28 protein-coding genes and 1 tRNA gene are annotated in these 25,217 nt (G+C 33.9%); 18 read left to right on the forward strand and 11 right to left on the reverse strand.

Annotated features, from left to right (window positions below):
* Positions 1 to 696: 696 nt before the first annotated feature.
* Genes WKI77_RS02590 through WKI77_RS02600 form a run of 3 tightly spaced genes read left to right on the forward strand, consistent with a single transcriptional unit; the run spans position 697 to position 3,719 of the window.
* A complete protein-coding gene (locus WKI77_RS02590) occupies positions 697 to 2,703 on the forward strand; it encodes a threonine--tRNA ligase (protein WP_337860273.1) in 2,007 nt (668 codons plus the stop codon).
* A gap of 48 nt (positions 2,704 to 2,751) precedes the next feature.
* The gene (gcvH, locus tag WKI77_RS02595; protein ID WP_337860274.1) at positions 2,752 to 3,126 is read left to right on the forward strand and encodes a glycine cleavage system protein GcvH; all 375 of its coding nucleotides are present in this window, start codon (positions 2,752 to 2,754) and stop codon (positions 3,124 to 3,126) included.
* Positions 3,127 to 3,134: 8 nt separating this feature from the next.
* Entirely contained in the window at positions 3,135 to 3,719 is a 585-nt protein-coding gene (locus WKI77_RS02600; protein WP_337860275.1) for an RlmE family RNA methyltransferase, read from the forward strand.
* Here the strand turns inward: WKI77_RS02600 and WKI77_RS02605 are convergent.
* Genes WKI77_RS02605 through WKI77_RS02615 form a run of 3 tightly spaced genes read right to left on the reverse strand, consistent with a single transcriptional unit; the run spans position 3,716 to position 5,907 of the window.
* Entirely contained in the window at positions 3,716 to 4,333 is a 618-nt protein-coding gene (locus WKI77_RS02605; RefSeq protein WP_337860276.1) for a hypothetical protein, read from the reverse strand. The genes WKI77_RS02600 and WKI77_RS02605 overlap by 4 nt on opposite strands.
* The gene (locus WKI77_RS02610; RefSeq protein WP_337860277.1) at positions 4,330 to 5,256 is read right to left on the reverse strand and encodes a helix-turn-helix domain-containing protein; all 927 of its coding nucleotides are present in this window, start codon (positions 5,254 to 5,256) and stop codon (positions 4,330 to 4,332) included. Before WKI77_RS02610 ends, WKI77_RS02605 begins: the two co-directional genes overlap by 4 nt.
* Positions 5,257 to 5,313: 57 nt before the next feature.
* The gene (locus tag WKI77_RS02615; RefSeq protein ID WP_337860278.1) at positions 5,314 to 5,907 is read right to left on the reverse strand and encodes a regulator; all 594 of its coding nucleotides are present in this window, start codon (positions 5,905 to 5,907) and stop codon (positions 5,314 to 5,316) included.
* A gap of 328 nt (positions 5,908 to 6,235) precedes the next feature.
* On the opposite strand from WKI77_RS02615, the gene WKI77_RS02620 reads away from it, so the two are divergent.
* The 3 genes from WKI77_RS02620 (at position 6,236) to WKI77_RS02630 (ending at position 9,084) form a co-directional block, all read left to right on the forward strand.
* Positions 6,236 to 6,805, forward strand: a complete 570-nt coding sequence (locus WKI77_RS02620; protein WP_337860279.1) for a hypothetical protein — start codon at positions 6,236 to 6,238, stop codon at positions 6,803 to 6,805.
* 236 nt (positions 6,806 to 7,041) lie between these two features.
* Positions 7,042 to 7,965: an NAD(P)-dependent oxidoreductase gene (locus tag WKI77_RS02625; RefSeq protein WP_337860280.1), complete on the forward strand. Its 924-nt coding sequence runs from the start codon at positions 7,042 to 7,044 to the stop codon at positions 7,963 to 7,965.
* Positions 7,966 to 7,968: 3 nt separating this feature from the next.
* Positions 7,969 to 9,084: an aminotransferase class V-fold PLP-dependent enzyme gene (locus WKI77_RS02630; RefSeq protein ID WP_337860281.1), complete on the forward strand. Its 1,116-nt coding sequence runs from the start codon at positions 7,969 to 7,971 to the stop codon at positions 9,082 to 9,084.
* Here WKI77_RS02630 and alaXM read toward each other — a convergent pair.
* Positions 9,071 to 9,787 carry an alanyl-tRNA editing protein AlaXM gene (gene alaXM / locus WKI77_RS02635; RefSeq protein WP_337860282.1) on the reverse strand — a complete coding sequence of 239 codons (717 nt, stop codon included), beginning with the start codon at positions 9,785 to 9,787 and terminating at the stop codon, positions 9,071 to 9,073. The genes WKI77_RS02630 and alaXM overlap by 14 nt on opposite strands.
* A 107-nt stretch (positions 9,788 to 9,894) precedes the next feature.
* Between alaXM and WKI77_RS02640 the strand changes: the two genes are divergently transcribed.
* Together WKI77_RS02640 and WKI77_RS02645 are read left to right on the forward strand one after the other, a co-directional pair.
* Positions 9,895 to 10,557 (forward strand): thioredoxin family protein, encoded by a 663-nt coding sequence (locus WKI77_RS02640; RefSeq protein ID WP_337860283.1) that lies wholly within the window; start codon positions 9,895 to 9,897, stop codon positions 10,555 to 10,557.
* A gap of 77 nt (positions 10,558 to 10,634) precedes the next feature.
* Positions 10,635 to 10,708: transfer RNA gene (locus WKI77_RS02645), tRNA-Thr, on the forward strand.
* 60 nt (positions 10,709 to 10,768) lie between these two features.
* Here WKI77_RS02645 and WKI77_RS02650 read toward each other — a convergent pair.
* Together WKI77_RS02650 and WKI77_RS02655 are read right to left on the reverse strand one after the other, a co-directional pair.
* Entirely contained in the window at positions 10,769 to 11,977 is a 1,209-nt protein-coding gene (locus tag WKI77_RS02650; RefSeq protein WP_337860284.1) for an FAD-binding oxidoreductase, read from the reverse strand.
* Positions 11,978 to 12,047: 70 nt separating this feature from the next.
* Entirely contained in the window at positions 12,048 to 12,314 is a 267-nt protein-coding gene (locus WKI77_RS02655; RefSeq protein WP_337860285.1) for a hypothetical protein, read from the reverse strand.
* An 82-nt stretch (positions 12,315 to 12,396) separates the two neighbouring features.
* Here WKI77_RS02655 and WKI77_RS02660 point away from each other — a divergent pair, with 82 nt between their 5' ends.
* The gene (locus tag WKI77_RS02660; RefSeq protein WP_337860286.1) at positions 12,397 to 13,062 is read left to right on the forward strand and encodes a type I 3-dehydroquinate dehydratase; all 666 of its coding nucleotides are present in this window, start codon (positions 12,397 to 12,399) and stop codon (positions 13,060 to 13,062) included.
* Here WKI77_RS02660 and WKI77_RS02665 read toward each other — a convergent pair.
* Genes WKI77_RS02665 through dnaG form a run of 3 tightly spaced genes read right to left on the reverse strand, consistent with a single transcriptional unit; the run spans position 13,043 to position 16,471 of the window.
* Positions 13,043 to 13,669 carry a MarC family protein gene (locus tag WKI77_RS02665; RefSeq protein ID WP_337860287.1) on the reverse strand — a complete coding sequence of 209 codons (627 nt, stop codon included), beginning with the start codon at positions 13,667 to 13,669 and terminating at the stop codon, positions 13,043 to 13,045. The two genes, WKI77_RS02660 and WKI77_RS02665, sit on opposite strands and share 20 nt — an antisense overlap.
* 49 nt (positions 13,670 to 13,718) lie before the next feature.
* On the reverse strand, positions 13,719 to 15,200 hold the full coding sequence (locus WKI77_RS02670; RefSeq protein WP_337860288.1) for an ATP-binding protein: 1,482 nt from the start codon (positions 15,198 to 15,200) through the stop codon (positions 13,719 to 13,721).
* Entirely contained in the window at positions 15,185 to 16,471 is a 1,287-nt protein-coding gene (gene dnaG / locus WKI77_RS02675) for a DNA primase DnaG (RefSeq protein WP_337860289.1), read from the reverse strand. The genes WKI77_RS02670 and dnaG overlap by 16 nt, the downstream gene beginning before the upstream one ends.
* Positions 16,472 to 16,677: 206 nt before the next feature.
* Here dnaG and WKI77_RS02680 point away from each other — a divergent pair, with 206 nt between their 5' ends.
* From WKI77_RS02680 to WKI77_RS02690, 3 genes are read left to right on the forward strand one after another with little or no spacing between them, the layout of a single operon-like run.
* On the forward strand, positions 16,678 to 17,691 hold the full coding sequence (locus tag WKI77_RS02680) for a TIM barrel protein (RefSeq protein WP_337860290.1): 1,014 nt from the start codon (positions 16,678 to 16,680) through the stop codon (positions 17,689 to 17,691).
* 9 nt (positions 17,692 to 17,700) lie between these two features.
* Positions 17,701 to 17,988: a DUF5611 family protein gene (locus WKI77_RS02685; protein WP_337860291.1), complete on the forward strand. Its 288-nt coding sequence runs from the start codon at positions 17,701 to 17,703 to the stop codon at positions 17,986 to 17,988.
* A 22-nt stretch (positions 17,989 to 18,010) separates the two neighbouring features.
* On the forward strand, positions 18,011 to 18,376 hold the full coding sequence (locus WKI77_RS02690) for a DUF3198 domain-containing protein (protein WP_337860292.1): 366 nt from the start codon (positions 18,011 to 18,013) through the stop codon (positions 18,374 to 18,376).
* Here WKI77_RS02690 and speE read toward each other — a convergent pair whose 3' ends face one another.
* On the reverse strand, positions 18,377 to 19,198 hold the full coding sequence (gene speE, locus WKI77_RS02695; protein WP_337860293.1) for a polyamine aminopropyltransferase: 822 nt from the start codon (positions 19,196 to 19,198) through the stop codon (positions 18,377 to 18,379).
* 264 nt (positions 19,199 to 19,462) lie between these two features.
* Between speE and WKI77_RS02700 the strand changes: the two genes are divergently transcribed.
* The 6 genes from WKI77_RS02700 to WKI77_RS02725 all read left to right on the forward strand — a co-directional run bounded on the left by WKI77_RS02700 (position 19,463) and on the right by WKI77_RS02725 (position 24,051).
* Complete coding sequence (locus WKI77_RS02700) at positions 19,463 to 19,735, forward strand: HU family DNA-binding protein (protein ID WP_337860294.1); 273 nt, start codon at positions 19,463 to 19,465, stop codon at positions 19,733 to 19,735.
* Positions 19,736 to 19,817: 82 nt separating this feature from the next.
* Positions 19,818 to 21,413 carry a bifunctional N(6)-L-threonylcarbamoyladenine synthase/serine/threonine protein kinase gene (locus WKI77_RS02705; RefSeq protein ID WP_337860295.1) on the forward strand — a complete coding sequence of 532 codons (1,596 nt, stop codon included), beginning with the start codon at positions 19,818 to 19,820 and terminating at the stop codon, positions 21,411 to 21,413.
* 37 nt (positions 21,414 to 21,450) lie between these two features.
* Positions 21,451 to 21,999, forward strand: a complete 549-nt coding sequence (gene rdgB, locus WKI77_RS02710; protein WP_337860296.1) for an RdgB/HAM1 family non-canonical purine NTP pyrophosphatase — start codon at positions 21,451 to 21,453, stop codon at positions 21,997 to 21,999.
* 79 nt (positions 22,000 to 22,078) lie between these two features.
* Entirely contained in the window at positions 22,079 to 22,468 is a 390-nt protein-coding gene (locus WKI77_RS02715) for a 30S ribosomal protein S6e (protein WP_337860297.1), read from the forward strand.
* Positions 22,468 to 23,688 carry a translation initiation factor IF-2 subunit gamma gene (gene eif2g / locus WKI77_RS02720; RefSeq protein ID WP_337860298.1) on the forward strand — a complete coding sequence of 407 codons (1,221 nt, stop codon included), beginning with the start codon at positions 22,468 to 22,470 and terminating at the stop codon, positions 23,686 to 23,688. Before WKI77_RS02715 ends, eif2g begins: the two co-directional genes overlap by 1 nt.
* Before the next feature lie 78 nt (positions 23,689 to 23,766).
* Positions 23,767 to 24,051 (forward strand): DUF357 domain-containing protein, encoded by a 285-nt coding sequence (locus WKI77_RS02725; protein WP_337860299.1) that lies wholly within the window; start codon positions 23,767 to 23,769, stop codon positions 24,049 to 24,051.
* Here WKI77_RS02725 and WKI77_RS02730 read toward each other — a convergent pair.
* Positions 24,039 to 25,190 (reverse strand): DNA recombination protein RmuC, encoded by a 1,152-nt coding sequence (locus tag WKI77_RS02730; protein WP_337860300.1) that lies wholly within the window; start codon positions 25,188 to 25,190, stop codon positions 24,039 to 24,041. The two genes, WKI77_RS02725 and WKI77_RS02730, sit on opposite strands and share 13 nt — an antisense overlap.
* Between the last annotated feature and the right edge of the window lie 27 nt (positions 25,191 to 25,217).

A 25,217-nucleotide genomic window follows, 5' to 3' on the forward strand; every position in this document is an offset into this window, starting at 1 on the left:
TCAGCATATGCAGCTCTGAAAAGGGCAGATACATACTACTAGAGGTGGATTAAACCACAAATTGTTATCAGTATTCCCAGATCCTCCCCATAGTGGAGTTATGGTTAAAATCTTTATACAAAATTATATGCACAAATTTTGTTTTCACAGGTATATTTCCTGATGATACTGTATCGTTTATTATCAGTACCTTTGCATTAACCTTTCTATATATTGCATTTCCTTTAAATCTCTTTACCTTTTTTCCTTTCAGGAATAATATATTCCATATTCATATTATTAACTGCATTCATCACTCCTGCATCTAAGTATCCACGGTCCATTAATACCGTATTGACCCTTATGCCAAAATCAATAGGTTAATCAGTATTGTTGCCTCATTTGTATTGCTAATTCCATCAAGAGCTGTTTTATTGATAACAGATAATGTAAGCCCTGGCATTTCAAAAGATTCTAATGTAGCATACCTGTATTACATATCCGTTCCCCTATAATGATAGTAAGGCGCATTGATTAGATCTTTTTGTTCCTTTCTTTTAATGAATCGCACCACCCCCAATATAAATTTGTCCGACTCATATTGTTATTATTTCTTTATCCTTCAATAAAACAAGAATTAATTACTTATTACATGTCATACATGCGGAGAGTCTGAAATTAAAAATAAATTAATATATGTTATAAATATAGCATCTAATGGATTCAAAACAATTTTTTAATGTTAAAAAAGGAGATACATTCCAAAGCAAGGTTCCAGAAAAGTTAAAAAGCACAATCATTGCAGCAAGGCTTTCCAATAAGCTATATGACTTATCGGATACTGCACCGGAAGATGGAAATGCAGAATTTATCGATATATATTCTGCGGAAGGAGAAAAAATACTTTTGCACAGTGCAGCACATTTACTTGCAAATGCGATAGTTGAACTTTATCCTGAATCGCTTCCAAATACCAGCAACGAAGGTGAAGACACATTTTATTATGATTTTAATATGAAGCCTATTTCAATAGACGATTTTCAATTAATTGAAGAGAAAATGCAGGAGCTAGTATCAATTAACGCACCCATAAAAAGGAAAATACTGCCAAAAGCCGAAATTCTCAAAGAATTCAAAGGTAATAAATACAAAATTGACAAAATTAATGAAAATGTTCCTGATGGCTCAGAATCGAGCATATATATCCAGGGTAACTATGCAGAATTCTGCAGGGGACCGCATGTACCATCCACTGGCTATATAAAAGCATTTAAACTTTTAACGATTTCAAGCACAAATTATGAAGGCGATATTAACAAGGACAAGATGATAAGAATCTATGGAACGGCATTTCCAGAAAAGAAAGAGTTAAGGGCTTTTCTGGCCCGCAGGGAAGAAGCCATAAAAAGGGATCATAGAAAAATTGGTCAGGAAATGGATTTATTCTTATTCGACAATGAAAGGGCCCCAGGAATGCCTTTTTACGCACCAAACGGTGCAATAATACGTAATGAGTTAATAGATTATATGAAGGAAATAAATTCTAAAAGCGGTTGGGAAGATGTGTGGACGGCACATGCCTTTAAAGATATTATATGGAAGCAGTCCGGCCATTACTATAAATATAAGGATGATATGTTTCTTTTTACTCTTCCAAACGGTGATAATTATGGATTAAAGCCCATGAATTGCCCCGGCCATATTGCAATATTTCAGCGGAATGTTTACAGTTACCGTGACATGCCCGTTAAATATTCAGAGGCAGGAACAGTTTATCGATATGAAAAATCCGGTGAAATGGGAGGATTAACAAGGCCAAGAGGATTTACAATAGACGATGGGCACGGGTTTGTCATGGAAAGCCAGATATTCGAAGAAACGGTATCATTGCTTAAAATTATCCCATCACTATTCAAAACTATACTTGGAATAGATGATGTTACATACGATTTGAGTATCATGGACAAACAGCATCCAGAGAACTATTTAATGTCATATAAATGCTCAGATTGCGGAGAAAAATTCATGCTAAGAGCCGCTTCACAGGAATATAAATGCCCAAACTGTGGGTCTGAACATCTAAATTCCGATTTTACCATGTGGGACAATGCAACGGAAAACTTAAGAAAAGCACTGGAAGGATTAAACTTAAAATATACCGAATACCCTGGAGAGGCTGCATTTTATGGGCCTAAAATCGATATCCATATCAAAGATGCCCTTGGCCGATTATGGCAATTATCAACAATACAGATAGATTTCTTCATGCCTGCCAATTTTGATCTAAATTATATAGATAGCAATGGTAAAAAAGTAAGGCCCGTTATAATTCACCGTGCCATATATGGAAGTTATGAAAGATTCATAGCAATTCTTTTAGAGCATTACAATGGAAAACTTCCATCATGGCTGACTCCTCTACAGGCATATATAATACCGGTATCAGAAGCATCCAATGAATACGCAATGGAAATTAACAGGAAATTAAAAGCAAAGGGAATACGAACAAAAGTAGACATTTCCGATGGAACAATATCTAAAAAAATAAAGCTAATCAGGCCAATGAGGCCCTCATATATTATTGTGGTTGGAGAAAAAGAAGTTGAAAATAAAACTATTTCAGTAAGAAATCGTAAAGACAGGACAAAGGAATATAAGATTGATGATTTTATAAGTATAATCCTGGATGAAATCAGGGAAAAGAAAATAGATCAGGCATTCTGATTTTATTATTTTACTATGAATTTTTATATGTATTATTTATACAGTAGTATGTCCGTTATACCTGAGAATTTAAATTATACAAAATCGCATGAGTGGTTTAAGATAGATGGTGATATTGCAACAGTAGGAATTACTGATTTTGCCCAGCACCAACTTACAGATATAGTTTATATAGATATGCCTAAGATCGGTTACTCAAAAAAAGTTGGTGAAACACTTTTAACCATAGAATCGGTGAAATCTGCAGAAGATGTATATTTTCCGGTTGAAGGAGAAGTAATAGAAACCAATCAGGAACTGGCCCAAAAACCAGAGCTTGTAAATTCAGATTGTTACAAATACTGGCTTGTTAAAATAAAAGTATTAAATAACAAATATGATTCTATGAAAGCAGAAGAATATAAATCATATATCGGAGAATAAAAATAATTATGGAAAGAAAAGATACTTATTATAAAAAAGCCAGGAAGGAAAATTACAGGAGCAGGGCTTCATTTAAACTTCTTGAAATACAGTCAAAATTTAATATAATATATCAAAATGACCATGTTCTCGAATTTGGTTCATCTCCAGGCGGTTGGACACAGGTTGTTCAGCAGTTTACAGAAGAGCCAGTAATAGCAGTTGATATAACTCCAATGGACCCAATTAAAGACGTGGTGTTTATAAAGGGTGATATTAACAATCCAGGCCTGAAGGAAAAAATAATTGTGGCGATGAATTCCCTTGGCATAAATGCCATATCTACTGTACTTTCTGATGCCATGGTTAAAACCAGTGGAAATTATGATCGGGACCACTATAATTCATACCTTCTCTGCGATAGCGTTATGCGCATATCAATAGACCTTCTATCTTCCGGCGGAAATGTTGTTTTAAAGCAGTTTCAGGGAGATTCAACAATTGAATTTGTTGATAAATGGAAAAATAACTTTCATTTCTACAAGGTCACAAAGCCAAAAGCCTCAAGGCAGCATAGCAGGGAAGTATACATAATATTCAAGGACAAAGTTTAAGAATCCTCTTCAAGGTGCTTTAAAATATTATTATAATAGTCATAATCAACTATACATACTATTTTTTTGCCTTTATATTGTTCATAAAGGTCGTCTATTCTTTGGCTCATATAATTTTCCCTTGCAGCGTTTACTTTTTTAAATGACTTTAAATCAACACTGCTATTCCAGGTCTTTACAAATTCTTCAGGTGTTTCAGCATTGAATTTAATTTTCATTATCCTCTTTTTCCGCAGTGAATGCCTGAGCAAATCAGTAGTTTTTACATATTTGCTGTATATGTTTTGATAGTCTCCCTCTTCCATATCCAGCCCTATCATTTCTATACCATTTTCCTTGCAGTACTTTGTTGCCTCTATATAAACAGGTGATGGTGTCATAACTTCTCCATATTTTGCAAGATTAATCCCATACATGATCTCATAATCTGACATGTCCAGTTCAAACGGGTCTTCTATAAAATCTTTCATGCCTTCCACCTGTTCCGGTGAAATACTAATAAAAATTATATCTGGCCTGATCTCTAGAAGTTCCTTTCTAAGGTCATCCCCATCTCTTACCAGCCCCTTTACTCCTCCGAATAAATAAAAGCCATCATTAATCCTTTGAATCATTTTAATTTTTCCAGGATTTCATTAAAGCTATCTATATCATAAATCTTTCTCAAGTTTTTAAGGCTTATAATTTTACATCCATATATATTTTGTTTTTCGGAAGTCCCCCTGCTAATCAATACAGGTATATCATCAAGCACATCGCTAATTTTCTTAATGGATATTATTCTGTTATTGCTTTCATTTATGTCATTGAATGCCCCAATTATAAGATGTGATTCTGAACAATATGAAAGCCCATCAAATGGATTCCTGCTTATATATTCTGATACATATCCAATGTTATTCATTACTGTAAATACTTCATTAATAAATTCACTGGCTATATTATCTGGAACGGAAACTATATCTGAAATAGACATATCCAAATCCATGCTTATATCACCCTTTAATATATTTTCAAGTTTGAGATAAATATCTATTGTAGCTGAACTTCCAGATTCATAAAGCGATACTGATCTTCGTGATACTCCCAGTTTCAGCGATATATCACCTATTGAATACTTATTTTTTTCTCTGAGGTCACGCATCTTTTTCCCATTTATGCCAACGTAGAATCCCCCATGTGCAGAATATATAACAGGAGGTTCTCCCTTCAAATAATCCTTAAAGCTTTCAAGAGAAAGTATGGGAACACCATGCCTGAAATACAATACACCTCTTTCCAGTTTTCCATTTCCAGCTTTTTCACCTATTATAATGGCTTTTGAATTTGTCAATGAGCTCATTTTCATCAGTGGGGCAACCCCAATTTTGCTGAATGTATTGACATTGTACAGAATTTTAATAATATATCTTTCATTGCCCCTTTTGCAAATTAAATCAAATGTTACAAGACCATAGAGATCCGGCTCTGAAACCATAAATTCATCCCTTTTAAGGAAATCGTATACATTTTTAATTAGCTCTTCTCTCTGATCCACGTTATAATAAAAATATAGTTGCATATATATTTTTCTATTATATCTCCCTTTATATATCTATTTGTATATATTATGATCATCAAACAGTGTTGAAACTTTATGTGAGCATATTTTTATTTCACATTTGTCACAGATAATATCTATATTTTCTAAGGAATCAATATGAATTTTATTTATCCCGGAAATTTCATTAAACATTTTAAATAATGAGTTTTCAATTTTATTGTAGAATATAATTCTCATAAAATTTGTTTCATAGTCAGAATTTATTGAATATATTTCTTTTATATTTGACATGTATTTGCCAATAATATTAATTATTTCAGGAATTACCTTAGAATACATTCCCTTATCAATATAAAAGGTAACAATTTCGTTCTTCATCATCATTGAAATTTTTTTAATATCTGGTATTGCTGAAATATTTTCCATAATGGCTTTTACTACTGGATTGCAGTTAACAAATTTTATTGTGTCGTACAGAGTTCTCCTGTTTACCTTTAATGCATTTGCAATGCCACTCAATGAGACCTCAATATTATTTACAAAAAATTTATCGTTTACAATAGAAATTCCGTTTGTGTACAGCTTTTCAACTATTTTCTTTTTTACCGGATATGCTTTAAAGTATTCATCGAACACAAGCTGCATATATGTTAAATCCAGCATTATATAAATAGTTTGTATTATTTATGAAGTTATAATATTCTAAATTGAGTTCTCATATAAACATTATAACCTAGAAAAAAGGGTCAAAGAAAAGATTAATTTTAACTATAAAAATGTAAATTATATTAATAACCAGAAATAAAAAAATGAATCTTCAACCCAATCAGCATGAATATAATAAGCCTAAACCAGCACATTAACAATACATATTATAATTTCAGGTTAACTGGAAAAAACACATTATGAAGAAAAGAAAGTGAGAAAATGAAAATAATAAATATATTAATGGCAATATGATAATTACAATAAAGTGATAAAAATATTAAGTGATGATTTTGATAAATATGTTAAGGAAATGATCGAGCCTGATACGCCTGTCAATGATAAAAATAATGAAATCGCTGAAGGTAATGGAGAATATTTGGGAAATAATTTTAACACATTTCCAGAAGAATTTCAGAATAAAATATTAGTTTTTTTGGACCGGAAAATTCTAGAATTCACACCAGCAAATAATAATGATGAAAATGGGAGTATGCAAGAACTCGCAAATATGATGTCCAATTATGAAGCATTTGCCGGAGCTTTTGGATTTAGCATAGGCAACAATTTTGAAAATCTCACTGAAATATTGCAGGATAGAATTTTTGGACTCGTAGAAAATAATTCCGAATATCCGGATAGCAATTTTGCAAGATATTTAGGCTTCAATTTTGGCCAGAGATTAGACAAAATCCCTGAAAAATTACAGGACAAAATCTTAAAACATAAAGCTGAAGATTTTTTTGATGGATTTGAAGAAGGCTGGCAAGAAGCTTTTGACAGATTTCCAGTGCAAACACAGAATAAAATTTCACAATTCAGGAATCACTTGAAATAAATATTTAATTAACTTTCTCCAAGTTATAGAAACAGCATAAATCATAGATTAATAAAATATCCTTAAAACTCCAAATTACCAGCAATTCTAATAATGATACATGCTTCCACAAAACCAATATATAAAATATATAAATTAGCAGCCTAAAGTTTTCAACTTTTATAATTAAATTGTTGTATTTTCATCATAAATTAATGCCCAATAAAAATTTTATAACGTAAAAGAAATTATTATAAATGATAATGACATTATCTGGCATGTACGGAAAGGTACTGATATGTGACCCTGTTGACGGTGTGTTGACAGATAAATTAAAGGATAAATTTGAAATAGATTATAAACCAAAAATTTCTTCAGAAGAGCTTCTTGACTTAATAAAAGATTATGATGTTGTGGTTGTAAGGAGCAGAACAAAAATTACAAAAGATGTAATTTCCAGAGGAACAAAATTAAAAATAATAGCCAGGGCCGGAATTGGCGTTGACAATATAGATACAGATTACGCAGAAGAAAAGCATATAAAAGTTGTATATGCACCCGGTTCTTCAACACAGAGTGTTGTTGAAATTACACTTGCAATGATGGTAATTGGTGCAAGATCACTTTACAAAGGAATAGAAAATACAAAGAAAAATGATTTTACAAAATTAAAAGGCATTGAACTTGAAGGCAAGACACTGGGCATCCTTGGCTTTGGCAGGATAGGAAAGGCAATAGTTGATGCTTCAAAGGCATTTAAAATGCATTTCATTGCATATGATCCCATGCCTGTTGAATACCCGGATTATGTAAAAAAAGTTTCACTGGATGAACTGTTAAAGGAATCGGATGTAATATCAATAAATGTTACCATGAGAAAGGATTCACCGTATATACTTAACGACCCCGACCTTGCAAAATTAAAGGATGGAGTAATAATAGTAAATACATCGAGGGCAAGGGCAATAAATGGAAAGGACATGCTAAAATATCTTAAAAGTGGAAAAATATCTGCCTTTGTCAGCGACGTTTTCTGGGATGAACCGGCTAAAGAGGATTACGAAATTGAAATGCTCAAACTGGATAATGTAATGATTACACCACACCTTGGCGCCCAGACAAAGGAAGCACAGAAAAGAATTGCAATAATGACTGCAGACAATATAATTAATGAGTGGTAAAATATGCTTCTTATTCCCGGTCCAGTGGAGGTCCCTTTCTCCGTTGCAAATGCAGGCTCTTATGTTGCAAATCATCGTTCTGCAGAATTTAAGCAGATAATAATGGAAAATGAATCAATGCTCAATAAGTTTTCAGGTGCATATAAAACTGTAATGGTTACAGGGTCTGGAACACTGGCTGTTGAAACAATGGTATTTTCTCTTATTAACGAGAATGATAAAGTACTTTCAATAAGCTACGGAAATTTTGGGGAAAGGCTTATCGATTCAATAAGCAAAAAAACAAAGAATACACAGTTTATAAATTATGAACAGCTAAAGCTCGAAAGCCTTCTTAATGAAATAAGAAATAGGGACTATGATAAACTATTTCTTGTCCATAATGAAACTTCTAACGGCACAGCAATTAGAGACCTTTCAGAAATCATAAAAATAGTAAGAGAAAAGGGGGCAAAATTGCTCATTGATGATGTATCCGGTTTTGGCGGGTATAACATGGACATGAATGGGATTTACGCCATGGTTACAGGAAGCCAGAAAAATATTGCAGCCATCCCTGGAATAGGAATAATATTTCTTTCTGAAGAAGCATACAATGACATAAATTCATTATCTTCAGGAAATATTCCATTCTACCTTGATTTAAAAACTTCGCTGAAATTCCTGGAAAAAAATGAAACCGCATACACTCCTTCTACAGGCGCATTTTTATCTTTAAATCTTGCACTTAAACTTCTTGAAAAAGAGGGTTTTTCAAAACGGATAAAAAGAATATCGGCATCCTCAGATTTCATAAGAAAATCACTTTCTGATAACGGCATTGAAATATTCGGGACCAAAGCTATTTATTCAAATACTGTTGTATGTTTCTACAACGATGTTCCAGATATAATCAAGAAACTGGAATCCAATGGAATTGTTATATCAAAGGGCATGGGAAAAATATCATCTCAAACCTTAAGACTAGGCACAATGGGTGTGATAAACAACCATTATATTAAAAAATTCCTGGATACATATTTTATGATTTCAGGAAAAAATATTATTATAAACGAGGATGAAATTCCCGAGGCTACAAGATTGCCTGATTTCATATTCGATGATATTAATCTAGCATGAAAGCTAATCTTTTGTGCCCTTTTCCCTTATTTTCAATTTTGATTATTTCTATTTTTCCAACTTCTCCTGTGTTTTTTACATGTGTCCCTCCATCCGCCTGGAAGTCAAAGTTTTCTATTTCAATAATTCGCACAACCGGCAAACTTTCTATTAATTTTCTGCCAGGTTCTGTTCTTGCAAGTCCCGGAATTTTCATTGCCTCCTTTCCAGGTATTTCCCTTTCAAAAACATTCAGCCCTGAATCCACAACATTCTGTGCTTTTGAAATTATTTCATTTACAAGTTCTTTATCTATAATGTCAAAACTGAAATCAACTCTCGCATGGTCATTGTAAATCTGGCCGCCAGTAAGAAGCCCATTTTTATAGTTATTATTGACCACACCATCAATTATGTGCACTGCCGTATGATATCTCATATGTATATACCTGTTTTCCCAGTTTATTATGCCATGAACGGTGTCCCCTGGAGCAATATTGCCAGCATCAGACGCAATATGAATTATATTCCCATCTTCCTGTGTTACATCAACTATGTTTATTACGGTATTGCCCGTTTTAAGTATTCCAGTATCATTAGGCTGTCCACCACTTGTAGGATAAAACAGTGTTTTGTCCAGTATGATGTCATTACCATTTACAGCAATTACGGAAGCATCAAATTCCTTTCCATACATATCCTTATAATAAAGCTTTTCAGTCATTAATTTGATAACCGTATATATTATATTAACTTAATTTTAAATAATGATAGTATACAAAATTGTGCAGTAATCTATTTATATTTTAATAAAATGTCAAATTGATTATTATGAGTTTAATAAGAGACGAGGATGCAAAATTCCTGAGAGAAGATTTCGAGAAAAAATTAAAAAATACCGTAGATTTAGTTGTCTTCACATCAGATAACAGCGATTGCAAATACTGCAAGGATACCGTTTCACTGGTGGACGAAGTTGGAACATTATCAGATAAAATAAATGTTATTAAATACGTATATGAAAAGGATAAGGAAATGGTAGAGAAATACGGAGTAGAAAAATATCCTGCAACTATTGTGGCAAGGCACGATGACAAAGATGGAAGAATAATATTCTATGGAATTCCATCTGGTTATGAATTCGGTTCATTAATAGAAGATCTTGAGAATGTTTCCGTGGATGAAGCTGACGTTTCTAAGAAAGCAGCGGAGCTTATATCGAAAATAGAAAAGCCTGTTACAATAAAAGTCTATGTAACACCAACATGCCAGTATTGTCCTAAAGCAGTTATTACTGCACATAAATTTGCGTTGATGAACAAAAATATAAAGAGTGAAATGATAGAATCACTGGAATTTGACAAAGAGGCATCAGATGCAGGAGTTTCAGCAGTTCCGCATATAGTAATAAATGATGATGTTACGTTCCCAGGCGCATATCCCGATGACCAGTTTGCGGAATATGTAATGGAAGCATACAACCACGAAGAATAAATTTTTAATTTTTTTATAATATTAATATTTCATTATAAATGGAAATTTTATATAATAATTTAAAATACACTATTTACGCCATCGTAGCTCAGCCTGGCAGAGCGGCTGATTTGTAATCAGCAGGTCGGGGGATCGAATCCCTCCGATGGCTTACCTATAAAAGTCCAACACTTACAACTTTAATGCCAATTTATAACTTATTAAATGATTATCAATATATTGTGCCTATTCCAGAATACATTGATTTTATGGATTTTCCATTTTTAAATCGATCCAGTGAAAAGTTACGCCAGTCGAAAAGTGCTTTAGCAGGGTCCTGCAAAGTCAGCATATCCGCTACAATTTTGCCATAAGCCGGCGAAAGTTTGAAGCCATGCCCGCTTAAGCCAGCGCATACATAAACATTTTCAAGCCCAATATCTGCAAGTGAGTCTATTATTGCCTGGCCATCCGGTGACATATCATATAAGCCGGTTGCAGTGGAAATCAATGTAGCATCTTCCATTCCAGGCAATCTTTCAGTTAAATTATTAAGTTCCATTTCTATATATTCATCAGTTACATGATTTTCAATATCACCTTTCATGTCAAATTCTGTATTATCAATCTCTGGGCTAAGGCTTCCTATTGCAGTAATGGATGATCCTTCCATTTTGTAATACGCCAATTTTTGAGGATCCCATAATGTAGGTTTCATTCCTGCATATTTCTCCGGCCTTCTGATATATATAATATCATGCACCGATGCATATATTGGCAAAAAATTATTATCAGTTATGCCTGATTTCATCAGCAATTGATTGCTCCATACGTTTGTTGCCATAACAATAGCATCAGCGTAATATTGAAATCCTTTCCCAGTTTCCACATATGTTCTGCTATTATCAGTTCCTATTTTTTCTACAGATGTGCCGGTAATAATTTCAGCGCCAAGATTAGCTGCAGCTGAGGCATATGAACCTGCGGTTGCAACCGGGTCTGCATAGCCGCTATTGGGCTCATACAGAATATAATCGAGATCTTCGGAATTTATATCCGGAAAGATAGTTTTAAGCTGTTTAATCGGCATTTTCTGCTCGTCAATGTCAAGGCTCTTCAGCATTTTATAAATCTCTCTTGCTGTATCAGAATTATTAGCATTGAAAGGAAACACCATTCCAGTTTTTGTAAAACCGGAATATCCAATATTTTCAAAATTCATAAATTGTTCCAAAGAATATTTTGCAAGCGACGCTATAAGTTTATTGCTATAATGCGTTCTGACAAGTGCACTTGATTTGCCAGTATTGCCAGATGCTATATTCTCCCTTTCTATTAACCTGACCTTTTTTCCACGGCTGGCCATATTGTAAGCCACGCTGCATCCTGTGCTGCCACCGCCAATAACTATAATGGAATCTATTGATTTATTTTTACTCATTTTATTTTATATTAAATGCGTATAAAAAATTTTTCATGGATATTTGAATTTAAAATTCTGCAGTAATGAATTAATTAAAGTATGTTGTTTTTCCCTTCTCATCATCCTTATTTTTTGAGACGATATTCTCTTCTTCAAATTCAATATATGATATTGCACTCACAGGTATGAGCCTTAATTTCTTTTTGCCTTCCAAATCTATTTTCAATACAAGGGAACCCTCTTCACCAAGAATTGCATATCCAACATATTCACCCTCGGTGACCATTGGCTTGTCATCTCCACTTGACGAAACAACCGTATATTTCTCCCCTTTCTTAATTTCTATCATATCCATGGCTGGATATAATATTCTGTGTAAAAAGGTTTATTATATTATAAATTATAAATAATTTTATAGAAGCGTTGAATATTCAAGAATGAAATCCAGTTCATGCATTATATACACATCAATATTTTTTGATGATTTCAGGCAGATGAGATTAGAATTTGAACGCAACCTTAAAAACTACTCAAATCATTATGAAATTAGATTTGATCTTTTCAAAAATAGGAGCCTGGAAGAACTGGAAAAAATACTTGAATATCTGAACTCTATTAATATTGATTATATTTTTACATTCCGATCTAAAGAAAAAAATGAAATTGAAAAAGTATACACCAGAGCAATGCAATACAATCCACCAATTTTAGATATAGATATGGACTCATTCATATTCAAAAATCAGACTTTTAAAAAATCAAAATTAATGATTTCATATCATGGGGAAAATGATGATGATATTCAAATAAAATTAAAAAATATGTGGGAATTAGAACCATATATCTATAAGATCGCGCTTATATATACGAATTATGATAAATTTATCAGTGACCTACAGTATGTAAGGCTTTTTAAAAAAGAACAGAAAATCAAAATTGCATATATTCCTATGGGTACTTTTAATAGCTTTTTAAGAGTAATTTCCGCATATTTTGTTTCTGACTATTCATATGCATCATATACAAAAACTACGGCTCCTGGCCAGATCTCGCTGGAACAATTCAATACAATATTCAATATGTTCACAGAAAAATATGAATAATTCCAGTTGTAATCAGGCTCACCGCTATTGCAGTAAGCAACAACCCCATTATTCTTGATATAACTATCGATCCTGTTTTCCCTATCTTCTGGAATATGGGGAGAGAATACCTGAGAATTATAAAAGCGAGAATAAGAACAAGTATCACTGCAATAACAACAAATAACCTTGAAACTACATCTATCCCAGCTCCATTGAAATAAATTATTGCTGTGGTTATGGAACCTGGCCCGGCCAGCAAAGGTGTTCCAATAGGAGCTATTGCTATGGCCTCTCTGTCTGCCGAATCCTGTTGCTCAGTATTTGTTATTTTTGTTGTTGATGTTTTGCCCTGAAGCATATCAAAACCCACTTTGAAAAGCAATAACCCGCCTGCTATTTCAAAATCATATAAACTGATTCCAAGTATATCAAAAATATAAATGCCAAGAAACATGAATCCGAACAGCATGCCTGAAGCCATGTAAACGCTTCTCCGTATTACCTCTTTCCTTTCTTTTAAGCTGTATCCATCTGTAAGTGATATAAGAATCGGAACTGCGCCTATGGGATTTATTATTGCGAATAATGCAACAAACACAGTAAGGAATAGAAGTACATCTGACATTCATTCCGAATAATAAAAATGTATTAATGTTTTGTGCTATGGAAAATAATTAACGGTATGAACGGTCTTCGCTGTAGTTGTAATAACTGTAATAATCACCTTTTTGTGATCCAGTTGCTTCCTCTCCTATGGCGTTATTCATGCTTCCGTAGTACTTTTTAATCTTTTCTTCAACAGGCACATAAAGTGATAATGCTTCTTTTACATCAGATTTTTCTATGAGCTTATGGTTATTTTCTATTGCCATATCACCTGCAGCACGAACAAGGCCACCAAGTTCTCTGAATTTAAGAGTGAGTGCATTATTTTTATGCTCTTCCCGTGCTCTTCTTCTACCTTCAGTTATTATTAATTCAACTGCATCCATAGTCATATGCGGAATCTTTCCATCCATATTAATTTCCTGTGCTATGAATTGAATATATTTCATGCGGTTTTCTTTATTATCTGGCATTGAATTTTCCATCAATACTTCGTAGCCATTGCCACCAATTCTTGATCTCAGTGGGCTGAGTATATACTGTAAATCCTGTATATTGCAGGCAGCAACCAGTATAAAATCAGTTGGAACATCGTCAACTTTAACACTTGCACCGGCACTTTGGGGGTTTCTGCCAACTATTGGGAATTTTCTTTCCTGCATTGCAGTAAGTATAAAACGTTGAAGGTTTCCAAGATGAGTAATTTCATCAATAAATAAAACACCTTCATGTGCCATATGTACTGAACCGGCAACAACTCTTTCATATGGCATTGTGCCAAGCTGTGGATGGCCTCCATATGGGTCGTGCCTGACATCACCTAAAAGTTCTGTCTCACTTGCACCCGTTGCCAAAACAAACGGATTTCTGTCTATTGGAACTATAACTTTGCTCGGGCTTTTCTTTTCAAGCCTGCGCCTTCGTTCAAGAGTTTTTTCATCAAGGACTCGTATTTTATCGCCATATTTTTCGTAGACCACTATTTGTTCTTTATCACCAACTTTTCTTGTCTGAGTCACTTTATCGTTATTATTATTTACGCCAAAAGCTACGCCTATTACATTGAAAACATCATTAAAAGGTCCCTGCGTATTGTTAACTACCTTGCTGTTGTTACAGTTTGGGCATACACTTTCTGTTGGTGATGAATAAAATCCGCAATGTGGACATTTATATCCAAGTCGCTGTGCAACATTGTCAGGAGCATCTTTTGGGTCTATAATTTCTCCTTCAATTGAATTCATTTCATGCTTTTCATTTTCTATTTCTCTAATTGTCCTGACTTCAATAAAAGGGCGTTCCGGATATGATGGATTGTGAACAACTCTTATCTCCTCCTGAGGCCTGCTTATGTAAAATGACATTGCCTGTGCTATCATAGATTTTCCAACTCCCGGGGGACCAACAAGCAGGAGATTCCTTCTCTGTTTTGAAGCAATAAGCGCCAACCGAACCGCTTCTTCCTGCCCTATCACTCTTTCAAGTGGGCTTGTTGGTATTTTAATAAACGATGTATCAGGATATTCTGCATAATTCACATATGTTCCCAAGCAACCACCTTTATTTCTTCCGGTTTTTTAGTTACATGCCCCATTTTCATTCCGTAAACTGATTTTATGCCCATATTGTATGCTATGTCAATAAATCTCTGTGATATTACACCACCAGTGATTACAGTAACTCCGTTCTTAACTCCCTGCATTAATTCAACTGCATCGGATACCGGGTATCTTGCAAGTGGGTTTCCTGCTTCATCATAAATTTCTACGGCTTTGCTTTCAAAAAGTTCATTAAGTTTATTTCTTACAAATTTGGGATCATTAATATCCGTAATTTCTTCTACCACAGGTGCCTGTGTTCCAGGATTTTCTACATGTTTTTTCTCATGTTCCCGTTTCTGTTTTGCTGGCTCTTCATTGCTTTCTATGTTTATATTCATGTCTGCTATGGCTTTATTGTTTTTTTCAGTGAATTCTTTAAGTTCTTCCACCATTCCATGTGATTCAAGATACTGGTTGACCGGAGTTTTATATTTAAGTGCTTTTACTATCTGTTTGTATGTCAGTTCTTCCACTTCAGTTCCTTGTGGGGCTCTTGCAATAAAATCGACATCTGCAACCTGCAGCATTTCCTTTATAATAAGCTCTCCTCCGTGATCACCGTCAACAAAAAGAGTTACGGTTCTTGATTTAGAAAGCTCTTTAACAGTTTTTGGCACACTTGTGCCCTGCACAGCTATGGTGTTTTTAATACCATATCTTAAAAGATTCAATACATCGTTCCTCCCTTCTACCACTATTATGGAATCTGATGCTCCAATAGCCGGGCCAGCAGGCAGATGTTCTTCCCCATAAGAAAGTATTTCCTTTTTTTCCACCTCTTCCCTGACAGACTGTATTATGCTTTCGCTCAGGCTTTTCCCATTGGTGCCCATTTTTTTATACAGTTCTTCGGCTCTCTGTATGACCTTGTCTCTTTTGTTTATTCTTACATCTTCTACGTCCTCTATATCGACCTTCGCCTTGCATGGCCCTATTCTGTCTATAGTTTCAAGTGCAGCAGCAAGAATTGAGCTTTCAACCTGATCAAGTCCGGATGGTATGAGCACAACGCCCTCTGTCCTTCCATTTTTTGTATCTATGTCAACTTCAATTCTTCCTATTTTTCCACTTTTCTGTAAATCCCTTAAATCTAATTCTTCACCAAGTAAGCCCTCAGTCTGCCCGAATATTGCACCAACAACATCCGGTTTTTCTACTACACCATCAGTCAATATCTTTGCTTTGATAACATATTTTGTTATGTTTGGATCGACATTCATTATTATCACCGTTATTTGCATTAATTAAGTTATTATGATAATCTTTCGTTACCATTAAATTGTTATGTTTAAAATGTATATAATCTATTCGTTACCATTTTCTGATATTTTGCCTGTGAAAAATTAAAATCTAGAATTTATTGTTATGCGGAAAATCTGATGATATTTGCAAAAGATTAAAATAAGTCAGATATATTATTAACAGAATGATTAAGTTTGGTGTTGCTGGAATACCACTTACCAGCAAGGGAAGAACGTATATAGATTCTATTGAAGATGTGGCAAATCTTGGTCTAAATTCTCTTGAAGTACAGCTTTTAAGGGTAAATGTGAGCGAAGATCCTGCAATTGAATACGTTGATATGTATCCAAGAGATGTTACTGATTCCATAATTGTCGATGTTTTGCGCCCTGATGAAAACGGGAATTATAAAAGCATAGGCACTGAAAAACAAATAGAAGAAGATGATATTATACAGGAACTTTTCTGGAATATGGCACGAAATTATGATGAGTTAAAAGAAGGAAGTAAAATAGCGAAAGAACTCGATGTAGATATTTCAATGCATTCACCGTATTACATGGATTTGCTCAATGGCGGAGAAATGGCCGAAAAGTCAATAAACCATTTAAGGTGGTCACTTTTAATTGGCAAGGCGATGGGAGCCAAAAGAGTTGTAACCCATACAGGATTTTATACAAAGAGAAAATCAGAAAGCCTTAAAAAAGCCCTTGAAATTTACACCGGCATAGCAGGAGAACTGCCACACAAAGATGGATACCCATATATAGGCGTTGAAGCTTCAGGAAAAAAAGATTTGTTTGGCACTCAAAAAGAGCTGTTTTACCTTGCTGAGAGAATACCGGACATTGAGCCAATATTAAATTTTCCGCATATTCATTCATTAAATAATGGGTCCCTTATAGAAGCAAAGAATTTCGAGGATGTAATTAATGCCTTTTCGAAATATGCCAAATACGATCTTTATACTGAATTTGGCGGTGTGGATTACGATAATGGAAATGAATTAAAGATAACAGCAATAAAACATGGTGATTTGAAATTCGAAACACTTGCAGATGTAATATCAACGGAGGATAAAGACATGGATATTATATCCATGTCACCGTTGCTGGAACACGATGCCCAGTATATGGAACTCATGTACTGGAGAGCCCTTTCGAAAAAATACCAGAAAAAACTTGCAAAAAAAATTTAGGTGAAAAAAATGAGGTCATATCCCGTAAAAAAAACAGTTAAGATTGATAAAGCCTATATAATAGAGGTATTGAAAGCTAAAAATATGGATTTTAAAGAAGAGGGAGACCATATAATTTCTTCATATCCGGGCCTTAAAAAGATAGATGTCTGGACAGACGGCAAGAAATTATATGCGGAAACAGAAACTGATATGGATTTTAAAAACCCATCAGAAACAATAAAATTTTTCAATGAACTTCTTGAGAAATTAACCGGATATACAACAAAAGAGAGAAAGAAACTAATGTCTAAATAGTTTATTTAATTATAAGATATATATGTACAAAGATAAATTATACCTTGTTTATATTATAGTGAGCATTGCCTCAATGTTCTTCTTTATAATATCGCTAAATGATTTGTTGTTTGGCAATCAGGCATTGGTAAAGTTGGTAAGCCTGAAATCCTATGGAAACTGGCAATACTGGATACTTATAGCTTCGCTCATAGTATTTTCATATTTCGCATATATGTCATATTCATTGCTCAATGATATTTCAAAATTCAAAACTTTATTGAAAAGTAGCAGCAAAAAGACATTTATGTCAAATATGCCTGAACTTGAAAGAATTTCCAAAAGGCTCGGGTCAGGCTATAAAGACCTGCTCTTGCAGGCAAAACATAAATGGGGCATAAAGAGATAATTATCTCAGTATATTTTTTACGAACTCTGGCAGATAAAATGACCCCGCCAGCACGTCACTGTTGAAATATTTACCATTTTTTACCGGTCCATCCCTTAATTTCATTTCGCTGGGCGATGCCATTGTAAATGACCAGAGCCCACTTGGATACGTTGGTATAAATGCAAGGTATGTTTTTACATTCTTAAATACTTCAGACATCCCCTTATTTGCCATAGCAAGGGCTGATGGCTGGTAAGATGGAGAACCGGATTGAGTTACAACAATTCCATCATCCTTTAGATGGGATTTTATATCTTTATAAAAATCTCCTGAGAATAAACCTTCGGCAGGTCCTACAGGATCTGTTGAATCAATGATTATCCTGTCAAATTTTTCCTTGCTTTCTTTAATAAATTTAATGCCATCGCCAACAATCAATTTCACATCAGGACTTTTGAAAGATGATGCTATATCAGGAAAATATTTTTTAGAGACTTCAACAACATTTCCATCGATTTCAACATTTGTTATTTTTTTAATTCCAAGGTCCAGAAGCCTCCTTGCGGCTCCTCCATCCCCGCCGCCTATCACCAGTACATTTGAAGGCATGGAATTGAAATAATACGGAACCATAGTTATCATTTCATGATACACATATTCATCCTTTTCCGTTAACTGAACAGTTCCGTCTATTGACAATAGTTTCCCAAAATCATAAGTATCAAACAAATCTATTCTTTGATAATCTGTTTTTATTGAAAGCAACTGATCTTTTATTCTGAACGAAAGCTGCAAATTATCCGAGTATCTTTCTGAAAACCAATTTTCTATTAATCTCATACAGCTTTATATGTAATCTATATATAATTTTTATTCGAGATAGAAGCAGTTTCTTTCTGAGCCTTGAATTATATAATATGTGAAATTTTATAACTGCAATTTTTTTAATTTTTCTTGTATTTTAATTTATTTTTTTATAAACAAATACAATAAATATATGTTTTTTCTATCTCAATCACAATATAATTCGTAATATTAACGGTTTATCGCACTTTTGATAGAAATATTTATATATTACAAATTACATTAAGTAGTGGTGAAATAATGGTAGGAATAAGTGAATTATCAAAAAAGGTTGCCAGTACCACGGAGACTACTCAGAAAAAAACAGCAGAGATTATAACAGAGTTCCTTAAGGAGACTGTTGATTCTGTAAACGAAGGAAAGAAAGTTAACCTGGCAGATTTTGGAATCTTTGAAAGAAAGGTACAGAAAGCAAGAGTTGCAAGAAACCCAAAGACCAGGGAAGAAATAAAAGTACCTTCAAAAGACAAGTTTGTATTTAGGGCATCTTCAACAATTAAATATAAAGATTAATAATATAATTATTTTTTGAAATACACATCTTATATTTTATTTTTTAATGCAATAGTAAAATAATATATGGCAATAATGTTATATGAAAATTCTTGGCCTTGAAGGAACGGCGCATACTGTAAGTGCAGGCATTGTAGATGAAAAAAATATTTTATCAAACTTTTCTTCCACATATATTCCTGAAACAGGAGGCATTCATCCACGGGAAGCTGCAATTCACCACGCAGATAAAATAATACCAGTAATGAAAAAAGCATTTGACAATTCCGGTTTGTCGCCGGAGGACATAGATCTGGTTGCTTTTTCTATGGGCCCGGGACTGGGTCCATGCCTCAGGGTAGTGGCAACTGCTGCCAGGGCATTTTCAATAAAATATAATATTCCATTGCTCGGAGTTAACCACCCTCTTGGCCATGTAGAAATTGGAAGAAAACTTTCTGGTGCTAAAGATCCAATTATGCTCTATATTTCAGGTGGAAACACCCAGATAATAGCACACGAAGAAAACTCTTACCATGTTCTTGGGGAAACAATGGACATAGGTTTGGGAAACCTTATCGACAAGTTTGCAAGGGACATAGGAATACCATTTCCTGGCGGGCCAAAAATAGAATCGCTTGCATTGAAAGGCGATAAATTGCTTGATCTGCCATATTCTGTAAAGGGCATGGATACATCATTTTCAGGAATTTATACAGCAGCAAAGAATTACACAGGAAAAGAATCAATTGAAAATATATGCTACAGTATACAGGAAACAACTTTTGCCATGCTAGTAGAGGTACTTGAGCGAGCTCTTTATTATACAGATAAAAAAGAAATTCTACTTGCAGGCGGTGTTGCGAGGAATGACAGGTTAAGGTCAATGGTATCGGAAATGGCAAAGTCATCGGGCTATACTGCATATCTTACAGATAAAGAATACTGCATGGATAACGGTGCGATGATAGCTCAGGCCGGCATGTTAATGTATCTTGCAGGCCAGAGGCAAAATATAATGGATACAAAGGTAAATCAGAGATTCCGTATAGATGAAGTAGAATCACCATGGATAAAATCCAAAAATTTGCAAATAAGTAGCAATAAAGGTGCAGAGGCAGTTATATCAGAATCCCGATTTTATGGAAGGGAAGCCATTATCAAGCAGAGAATTAAGAAAGATTACAGAAATCCGGTACTGGACAAGAAAATAAGGATGGAGAGGATGAAAACCGAATTTAACATTCTTTTCAGGATGAAAAGTAATGGAATAAATGCTCCGGTACTTTACGATTTTGATAAATACAATTTTTCAATAACAATGGAAAAAATTAATGGCATAACAATTAACAAATTAATAAGGGAAGGTAGGGAATATATTGAAATAATCAATAAACTTGGCATCCTTGTGGCTGAAATGCATAATTTTTCAATTGCACATGGCGATTTAAATCCTAACAATATTCTCGTTTTACAGGATCAGATATATTTTATAGATCCCAGTATGGGAAAAATCAACTGTGAAATAGAAGACATAGCAGACGATCTGTTTCTTCTAACAGAATCCTTTAGAAGCCTGTATTCAAATTCAGGGGAACTGGAAAAAACTTTTCTGGATTCTTATAAAAGCAGATCAGGAAACTATGATGAAATCGTAAAGGCACTTATTGATATAAGGCAGCGAAGGAGGTACGTTTAATAAAATATTTAATAAGTTATAATGCAATTTATTGTACATGATAACTTTTATCACAAGCAACTCACATAAATATAACGAAGTTGAAGACCTGTTCAGGAAAAATGGGCTAGAGTTAAAATGGCTAAAAATGAAGTATGAAGAAATACAGGCAGACGATAATGAAACCATATGCAGAGATAGCTGCATCAAGTTAAATCAAGAAATTAAATCTCCATTTTTTATAGATGATACAGGGCTTTATATTGACTCACTGAAAGGCTTTCCCGGACCATTTGCTTCATATGTACAGGATACACTTGGAAACTCTATTATTTTAAAAATAGCTTCAGGTTCAGATGCATTTTTTAAAACAGTAATAGGCTTCAGCAATGGAAATGAGATATATACTTTTTCCGGGATTCTAAATGGAAAAATATCTGGTAGAGAAGCAGGTTCCAATAAATTCGGTTATGATCCTATATTCATACCTGAAGGCTATGATAAAACACTAGCAGAGTTATCAGTAGATGAAAAAAATATTATTTCGCACAGGGGTAGGGCTCTTGATAAATTCATCGATTTTTTGATTTCAAAAGGTATAAAATAAGATTTCCACAGAAACTTTTAATCTATAATTTTATTAATAAGCATATAATTAGGAATAAATAAAGTTTAAGGTGTATATTATGGTTGTAGCAGTAATTGCAGATAAAAAAACCGGTAAAACATATAAAAAGGAAATCTCAGATGATGTTCTCGGTTCGTTGGCTGGCAGGAAAATAGGGGAAGAAATTGATGGCATATTTTTTGAAATGCCTGGTTATAAGATGAAATTAACAGGGGGAAGCGCAAATGACGGTTTTCCAATGAAGAAAGACCTTTCAATTCTTGGAAAGAAGAGAATACTTATAACATATAATAAGGGAAGAAAAGGCAAAAACGGCATCAGGAAAAGAGTAACGTTCAGGGGAAATATAATTGGCTCGGATATATCTCAGCTTAACCTTGTGGTTACACAGTACGGTGCAACATCACTTGAAGCAAAGGAAGAAGTAGAAGATAAAGGAGAACAATAATGGAACAGCCATCTGTTAATATAGGCATGGTTGGTCATGTTGACCATGGAAAGAGCACTCTTACATTTGCCCTTACTGGCAAAAAGACAGATATACATTCTGAAGAGGTTAAAAGGGGTATATCAATTAAACTTGGATATGCAGATACACCTATCTATAAATGTATAGATGAAACAGGAAAAGAATTTTATTCAAATAAAAAGAATTCAGAACAATGCCAGTTATCGCGTGTCATCTCAATTGTTGATGCACCAGGGCATGAAACATTGATGGCCACTATGCTTGCCGGATCATCAATAATGAACGGCGCAATTCTTGTAATAGCTGCAAATGAGACATGCCCACAACCACAAACAAGGGAGCATTTAACTGCCCTTGAAATTATGGGCATAAAAGAAATTATTGTAGTGCAGAATAAAATAGATCTTGTAACAAAAGAACGGGCAATTGAAAGCTACAAGGAAATAAAATCATTTTTAAAGGGAAGCGTTGCAGAAAAATCACCTGTTATTCCAGTTAGTGCTTACCACAATACAAACATAGATGTGGTTTTAGAAGCAATAGAAAAGACAATTAAAACTCCAAAATTTGATGATAACGATTTACCAATGATGTATATAGCAAGGTCATTTGACATAAATAAGCCGGGAACAAAACCATCCAAGCTGAAGGGTGGGGTTCTCGGCGGTGCATTAATAAAAGGGATGCTTAAAGTTGGGGACGAAATTGAAATTTCTCCAGGCATACAGAGTACAAAGGGAAACAAAAATGTCTGGGAAAATGTAACAACAACAATCACATCTCTAATGGCAGGATCGTCATCATACGATTCTATTTTGCCTGGTGGCCTTGCTGCTATTGGAACGGAACTTGATCCTTTTCTTACAAAGGGTGATTCCTTTACAGGCAGAATAGTTGGATTAAAGGGCAATGTCCCAAAAACCATATTTAATATGGAAATGGATATACATTTGTTGAATCGCGTTGTTGGATTTGATGAAGAAGTTAATGTGGACCCATTAAAATCAAATGAGATGATAATGCTTACAGTTGGTACAGCAAATACTATTGGTGTTGTAACATCAATGAAAGAAGATAAGGCAAGTGTATCATTGAAATACCCTGTAGCTGCAAATATAAACGATAGAATAGCTATAGGAAGAAGAATATCAAACAGATGGAGACTAATTGGTTACGGGTCTATTCTTACTATTGCCTGATTATTAAAGCATAAAACATTTAATTGCCTATGGAAAAATAACTTCTAAAATTAAATAGTATACAATAATACTTCTTTTATGGAAATAAAGGAAAAGGTAGAAAAATATTTTGAACTGGAAAAAGCAGCTCTGGCAAAAATACGCATAATTGCTCCAGAGGACTCATATATACACGGAATAGCAAAAGACCATATGGACATGGTTTTAAATTATTATAATGATGCAAAATATTTCTACGAACACAACGATTTTATCAATGCTTTTGCAGCCTTAAATTATTCCTATGGATGGATTGATTCGGCAATTAGAATCGGCCTGTTCGATGGAGATTCAGATCACAGATTATTCACTCATTTCAGGTAATCATCCAGTTCGACAGGTTTTTTTTCCACTCCATTTAAATCAATTTTTGCATTGTTTATCACATCAGTTTTTATCAGATTCTCTATTACAGGATCAAGTTTGCTTTTCAAATCAAGTGTTGTTTTATTAAAAGATTCCACTGTTTTTGAAAGATTTTTTGATGTTTCATTGAAGTCACTCACGAATGCCTGTATATTTCCATAAAACTCTTTGATTTTATTTATAAGGCCATTGAAGTTTTCTACGGTATTCAAATCCTTCCAGCCCATATGAATGGTGAGCAGCAATGATATGAGAGTAACAGGTGTTGCTATTATAACTTTTTTAGAAATAGCATCCTCTACAATTTCTGGTTTATTTGACATCACAAGGCTTAACAGTGATTCCATTGGCAGAAACATAATAATAAAATCTACAGAACCATCAAATTTTTCCCAGTATTTCTTTGATGCAAGTTCTCTTACATGGCTGTTAAAAATTGATATATACCTGTCAAGAAATGTTTTTTCATCCTGATTTTCCATATATTCAAAATATCCGCTCAATGGCACTTTTGAATCCACAATAATACTTCTATGATTTGGAAGCTTTACAATCATATCAGGCTTATTTAATTTATCATCAGAAACAGCCTGTTCAATGAAATCACAGTATGGCATCATGCCAGCTATTTCCACAGTACGCTTCAATGTGATTTCTCCCCATTTTCCCCTTATTGATGAATTTTTAAGTGCTCCTGACAATTTTATTGTATCATGCTCCAGGTCTGTGATTTTCCTTGATAATGTATCAAGATTCCCCTTAAGCTCTCCAGTTTCCGATTTGCGTTCTCTCTCTATGTTTTCTATATAACTCTGATAAGCTTTTAATGAGTCCTTTAACGGGTCTATCAGGACATTTAATTTTAGTCCGGCATTTTCACGTTCATTTCTTTCCAGTTCCAGAGCGTTTTTAAAAGCCATTGTACTTGTATCCAGAATATTCTTATTTTCTGTTTCGATAAAATCATGCATGGAGATCTTTAATTTATTTTCCGCATTGGAATAAAATTTTTTGCTTATTTTATAATATATGAGCATTCCTGCTGCTATGCCTGAAAAAAATCCTGCCAGTATTCCGATGATGGTCCAAAAAAACATACTTACAATATACAATACAAATAAAAT

The organism is Ferroplasma sp., assembly GCF_037442045.1.
GTDB lineage: Archaea > Thermoplasmatota > Thermoplasmata > Thermoplasmatales > Thermoplasmataceae > Ferroplasma.

What these genes read in the sequence shown, in the direction of transcription:
- WKI77_RS02685 (WP_337860291.1), top strand. Translation starts at nt 17,701, where the DNA reads ATGAGGTCATATCCCGTAAAAAAAACAGTTAAGATTGATAAAGCCTAT.
- WKI77_RS02660 (WP_337860286.1), top strand. Translation starts at nt 12,397, where the DNA reads ATGAAATCCAGTTCATGCATTATATACACATCAATATTTTTTGATGAT.
- WKI77_RS02615 (WP_337860278.1), bottom strand. Translation starts at nt 5,907, where the DNA reads ATGCAGCTTGTGTTCGATGAATACTTTAAAGCATATCCGGTAAAAAAG.
- WKI77_RS02640 (WP_337860283.1), top strand. Translation starts at nt 9,895, where the DNA reads ATGAGTTTAATAAGAGACGAGGATGCAAAATTCCTGAGAGAAGATTTC.
- WKI77_RS02650 (WP_337860284.1), bottom strand. Translation starts at nt 11,977, where the DNA reads ATGAGTAAAAATAAATCAATAGATTCCATTATAGTTATTGGCGGTGGC.
- WKI77_RS02715 (WP_337860297.1), top strand. Translation starts at nt 22,079, where the DNA reads ATGGTTGTAGCAGTAATTGCAGATAAAAAAACCGGTAAAACATATAAA.
- WKI77_RS02630 (WP_337860281.1), top strand. Translation starts at nt 7,969, where the DNA reads ATGCTTCTTATTCCCGGTCCAGTGGAGGTCCCTTTCTCCGTTGCAAAT.
- alaXM (WP_337860282.1), bottom strand. Translation starts at nt 9,787, where the DNA reads ATGACTGAAAAGCTTTATTATAAGGATATGTATGGAAAGGAATTTGAT.
- WKI77_RS02655 (WP_337860285.1), bottom strand. Translation starts at nt 12,314, where the DNA reads ATGGATATGATAGAAATTAAGAAAGGGGAGAAATATACGGTTGTTTCG.
- WKI77_RS02600 (WP_337860275.1), top strand. Translation starts at nt 3,135, where the DNA reads ATGGAAAGAAAAGATACTTATTATAAAAAAGCCAGGAAGGAAAATTAC.
- WKI77_RS02705 (WP_337860295.1), top strand. Translation starts at nt 19,818, where the DNA reads ATGAAAATTCTTGGCCTTGAAGGAACGGCGCATACTGTAAGTGCAGGC.
- speE (WP_337860293.1), bottom strand. Translation starts at nt 19,198, where the DNA reads ATGAGATTAATAGAAAATTGGTTTTCAGAAAGATACTCGGATAATTTG.
- rdgB (WP_337860296.1), top strand. Translation starts at nt 21,451, where the DNA reads ATGATAACTTTTATCACAAGCAACTCACATAAATATAACGAAGTTGAA.
- eif2g (WP_337860298.1), top strand. Translation starts at nt 22,468, where the DNA reads ATGGAACAGCCATCTGTTAATATAGGCATGGTTGGTCATGTTGACCAT.
- WKI77_RS02665 (WP_337860287.1), bottom strand. Translation starts at nt 13,669, where the DNA reads ATGTCAGATGTACTTCTATTCCTTACTGTGTTTGTTGCATTATTCGCA.
- WKI77_RS02690 (WP_337860292.1), top strand. Translation starts at nt 18,011, where the DNA reads ATGTACAAAGATAAATTATACCTTGTTTATATTATAGTGAGCATTGCC.
- WKI77_RS02625 (WP_337860280.1), top strand. Translation starts at nt 7,042, where the DNA reads ATGATAATGACATTATCTGGCATGTACGGAAAGGTACTGATATGTGAC.
- WKI77_RS02725 (WP_337860299.1), top strand. Translation starts at nt 23,767, where the DNA reads ATGGAAATAAAGGAAAAGGTAGAAAAATATTTTGAACTGGAAAAAGCA.
- WKI77_RS02590 (WP_337860273.1), top strand. Translation starts at nt 697, where the DNA reads ATGGATTCAAAACAATTTTTTAATGTTAAAAAAGGAGATACATTCCAA.
- WKI77_RS02700 (WP_337860294.1), top strand. Translation starts at nt 19,463, where the DNA reads ATGGTAGGAATAAGTGAATTATCAAAAAAGGTTGCCAGTACCACGGAG.
- gcvH (WP_337860274.1), top strand. Translation starts at nt 2,752, where the DNA reads ATGTCCGTTATACCTGAGAATTTAAATTATACAAAATCGCATGAGTGG.
- dnaG (WP_337860289.1), bottom strand. Translation starts at nt 16,471, where the DNA reads ATGAATGTCGATCCAAACATAACAAAATATGTTATCAAAGCAAAGATA.
- WKI77_RS02605 (WP_337860276.1), bottom strand. Translation starts at nt 4,333, where the DNA reads ATGATTCAAAGGATTAATGATGGCTTTTATTTATTCGGAGGAGTAAAG.
- WKI77_RS02680 (WP_337860290.1), top strand. Translation starts at nt 16,678, where the DNA reads ATGATTAAGTTTGGTGTTGCTGGAATACCACTTACCAGCAAGGGAAGA.
- WKI77_RS02730 (WP_337860300.1), bottom strand. Translation starts at nt 25,190, where the DNA reads ATGTTTTTTTGGACCATCATCGGAATACTGGCAGGATTTTTTTCAGGC.